This window comes from Flavobacterium sp. (assembly GCF_044371705.1).
Taxonomy (GTDB): domain Bacteria; phylum Bacteroidota; class Bacteroidia; order Flavobacteriales; family Flavobacteriaceae; genus Flavobacterium.
On the sequence record NZ_JBILTE010000235.1, the window covers coordinates 1 to 3472 of the forward strand.

The following is a 3472-nucleotide window of genomic DNA, read 5'->3' on the forward strand; positions in this document are numbered from 1 at the left end:
GATTGATTGGTTAGTAATGTAAATTTATCATTACTATTCCCTTTTTCAATTGTAGCTTCTTTATCAGTTGAAATTTCGATTATTTTTTTATTAGATGATATAATTAAGGGTGTTGTAAGACCTTTATATATTATGTTTTTTGTAGCTACATTATAGCAATGAGTATTAGTTTTATTGGAACATGAGTAAAATAGAATGATAAGTATTAAATAGTGTGATTTCATAAAATTCTCTTTGTTAAACATAAGTTATCAACTATTAAAAACTCAAATTTTGTCGGGTAGAAAAAACATCGATAATAAAAATTCTTGAGGGTTCAATTTTATAGACGATTTTAAAATTCCACTTAGGGAAAAATCGTATTGATTCTGATTTAAATATTGGGTCAATTGGATTTTTTTCCGGAAAAATTGCTAATTCTTAACCAATAGTGAACAATGTTTCTATAACCATTTCAGCATTTTGAGGACTTTTGGAATGAATATAATCATAAATATGCTGGATGGAATTAATTGCGTCTTCAGACCAAACAATCGACTTCATTTTCTTTTGATCTTAGCTTTTGCTTCAGCTGTAGAATATCCTATTTCGCCTTCTTCAGAAGCCTGTAAAACTTTTGCAATGTGAATTTGATACTCTTTTTTAGTTAAAGCAGTACCATCTGCTTTAAATGTAAAAACTTCTTCATCAAGTAGCTCTTCTATCTTAGCTAGCAAAGAGGTATTTTCAGTATCTAAAATTCGATGAACAATATTCTTTCGTTGGGTTTCAATATTCATTTTATTGAAATTTAAATTAGTTATAAAATTAATGAATTAATTTTTACTACATAAAAAAACCTGCAAGTTCTCACTTACAGGTTTCACTAATTACTAGTCACTATTTACTATTCACTTACTTTATCATTTCAAAGCTTCTTTTCACGAAAGCTGTCAATTCTTCACCTTTAAGCAATCCTTGGGAAATTTTTGCTAAATCCATCGCTTGTTTCACTAAATGTTCCTGAGCCGATTTGTCTTCGGTTGAAAGAATGGTGGTTGCTAAATTTGAATTGGTATTCACTACCAAATTATACATTTCCGGGAAGTTGCCCATGCCAAACATTCCACCACCGCCGGTTTGACTCATTTCTTTCATTCTTCGCATAAATTCCGGTTGCGTGATCATAAACGGAGCCGCCGAACTGTCCATTGGTTCTAATTGAACGGTGTAGGTTGCTTTTGGAACCAACTCTTCTAAAACAGTTTTTAATTTGGTTGATTCTTCTTCCGATAATTTTGAAATCTGCGTGTCTTCTTTTTGAATCAACTTGTCAATGTGATCTGAATCCACACGAACAAACGTTAGGTTTTCATTGTCGGATTCTAGTTTTTGAATCAAATGCGATACAATCGGACTGTCTAATAACAACACTTCGTACCCTTTTTCTTTAGCAATATCAATGTAGCCGTGCTGAGCTTCTTTATTGGACGCATACAATACAACCAATTTTCCGTTTTTGTCGGTTTGATTGGAAGTGATTTTTTCTTTTAATTCGCTTAATGTAAAATACTTTTCATCAACCGTTGGATACAAAACAAAATCGCCCGCTTTTTCATAGAATTTATCTTCCGATAACATTCCGTATTCCAATACAATTTTGATGTCGTTCCATTTTTGTTCAAAATCTTCACGGTTATCATTGAATAACGATTTCAATTTATCTGCAACTTTACGAGTGATGTAGTTTGAAATCTTTTTCACATTTCCATCCGATTGTAAATACGAACGCGATACATTCAACGGAATATCAGGAGAATCGATCACCCCGCGGAGCATGACTAAAAATTCAGGTACAATCCCTTCCACATTATCCGTTACATATACCTGATTTTGGTATAATTGAATTTTGTCTTTCTGAATTTGTAAGTCGGCCGACATTTTAGGGAAATATAAAATTCCGGTCAAATTAAACGGATAATCCACGTTCAAATGAATGCTGAACAACGGATCTTCAAATTGCATCGGGTACAATTCGCGGTAAAATTCTTTATAATCATCTTCTTTTAACTCTGCTGGAGCTTTGGTCCAAGCGGGAGTTGGGTTGTTGATGATATTGTCCACATCAGTTTCTTCCTGTTTGTAATCTTCCGGAGCATCATCCGGCTTTGGAAGTGTTTCTTTTTTGGTACCGAATTTAATTGGCACCGGCATGAATTTGTTGTATTTTTTCAACAATTCACGAATTTTAAAATCTTCTAAGAATTCTAATGAATCTTCGGCAATGTGCAGGATGATTTCCGTTCCTCTGTCAGTTTTGTCATGAGGGACCAACGTGAATTCCGGACTACCGTCGCACGTCCAATGAGCAGCAGGTTCGTCTTTGTATGATTTGGTGATGATTTCTACTTTGGAAGCGACCATAAAAGCCGAGTAAAATCCTAAGCCAAAGTGACCAATAATTCCCGAGTCTTTAGCAGAATCCTTGTATTTTTCTAAAAATTCTTCCGCACCGGAAAAAGCCACTTGATTGATGTATTTTTCAACCTCTTCGGCTGTCATTCCCAATCCTTGGTCGGTTATATGAAGTTTTTTGTTTTCCTTGTCGATTCTAACTTCAATTTTCGGATTGCCATATTCTACTTTCGCTTCACCAATACTGGTAAGATGTTTTAGTTTTAAAGTGGCATCAGTTGCATTGGAAATCAATTCACGAAGAAAAATTTCGTGATCGCTGTATAAAAATTTTTTGATTAAGGGAAAGATGTTTTCTACGGAAACATTAATTTTTCCTGTTGTCATAATTGTATCATTTTTTAGTTAAACATTACTGTAAAATTTGATTGCAAAACAAGTACCAAAACGATATGTCTGACAAATTGACGTGTGAATTATACAAATTTCTTAAATAATTCTGAAAACACGAATGCCTATATTTGTAATGGATTAAAAACAATAATCATAATGAAAAAATTACTCTTTCTCGGATTGCTAACGCTAGTATTATCTGCTTGCAAAGCCAATCAGTCAAAACAATTGGATAATAAAACAGAAGCAGGAATGAAAGGAACATGGAATATCAGTTCAGTTACTTACACCGGCTCTGACTATATCAAAGTGAAGTCTTTTGAAATAGCCGACTCACAATGCTTTGTGGGTAGTACGTGGAATTTTGTTTCCAACAACAACAAAGGAGATGTGACGATTTCAAAAGCAGGTTGTACCAGTTTTACTTCACCCATAACTTGGTACATTAATTTAGAAGGAAATTATGTCATGAAAGTTTTGAATGCTGACGAAAAAGCAAAAAAAGTGCATAGTGGTTACGTGCTGAAATTAGCCAATCTAACAGACAATTCTTTTCAATTGGTGGATAAGATAAACGTCGGAGGAACCGTAACAGATGTAGTGTATCAATTTATAAAACAATAAAAAAATGAAAAATATAAAAATAGCTTTTCTTGCAATTACTTTTCTTATTGCATTCCCTTTC

5 protein-coding genes are annotated in these 3472 nt (G+C 33.4%); 1 reads left to right on the top strand and 4 read right to left on the bottom strand.

Annotated elements, in window-relative coordinates; genetic code table 11:
- The 4 genes from ACIQ2S_RS12175 to htpG all read right to left on the bottom strand — a co-directional run.
- The coding region (locus ACIQ2S_RS12175) for a hypothetical protein (RefSeq protein WP_396176373.1) at positions 1-224 on the bottom strand (224 nt) is incomplete at its 3' end.
- A gap of 196 nt (positions 225-420) precedes the next feature.
- Positions 421-543, bottom strand: a complete 123-nt coding sequence (locus ACIQ2S_RS12180) for a type II toxin-antitoxin system RelE/ParE family toxin (RefSeq protein ID WP_396176375.1) — start codon at positions 541-543, stop codon at positions 421-423.
- Positions 540-779: a hypothetical protein gene (locus tag ACIQ2S_RS12185; RefSeq protein WP_396176377.1), complete on the bottom strand. Its 240-nt coding sequence runs from the start codon at positions 777-779 to the stop codon at positions 540-542. Before ACIQ2S_RS12185 ends, ACIQ2S_RS12180 begins: the two co-directional genes overlap by 4 nt.
- 115 nt (positions 780-894) lie before the next feature.
- Positions 895-2781, bottom strand: coding sequence for a molecular chaperone HtpG (gene htpG, locus ACIQ2S_RS12190; protein WP_396176379.1), 1887 nt, complete (start codon positions 2779-2781; stop codon positions 895-897).
- A gap of 162 nt (positions 2782-2943) precedes the next feature.
- Between htpG and ACIQ2S_RS12195 the strand changes: the two genes are divergently transcribed.
- Entirely contained in the window at positions 2944-3411 is a 468-nt protein-coding gene (locus tag ACIQ2S_RS12195) for a lipocalin family protein (protein ID WP_396176381.1), read from the top strand.
- The last annotated feature ends 61 nt before the right edge of the window (positions 3412-3472 follow it).